Below are 326 nucleotides of genomic sequence, written 5' to 3'. Positions count from 1 at the left end.
ATATGCGTCGCGGGGTTGCGACCGTCCTGCGGATTGCGCGCTGGTGTAGCTCAGGCGATGGCGGAGCTTATCGTCGAGAAGGCCGGGTTGATCGGCATCGATAGAGCGCAGCGCCAGAATCGCCTTCGCGAGGACCGTGTGCCGATGGATCGGCGTCATGCCGCCGGCCTCAAGGGAGGCTTCGAATCCGTCAATATCCTGCGCGCGAAGATCAGCCGGCTTCGTGGCATGAGAATGGGCTCGCAGGTATGCGAAAAACTTACGATATGCCGTAATGTGCTGCATGATGGTGCAGCGCGCTCCCAACGCCCCGCCGAGTTCAGCCT

General features: G+C 61.7%; 1 protein-coding gene. It reads left to right on the top strand.

Annotated elements, in window-relative coordinates:
- Positions 1 to 57: 57 nt before the first annotated feature.
- The coding region (locus tag OO68_RS49060) for a hypothetical protein (RefSeq protein ID WP_157852841.1) at positions 58 to 326 on the top strand (269 nt) is incomplete at its 3' end.

The sequence above is a fragment of the Streptomyces iakyrus genome (assembly GCF_000717055.1).
Taxonomy (GTDB): Bacteria; Actinomycetota; Actinomycetes; order Streptomycetales; family Streptomycetaceae; genus Streptomyces; species Streptomyces iakyrus.
This window is presented reverse-complemented; position numbering and strand designations above follow the sequence as displayed.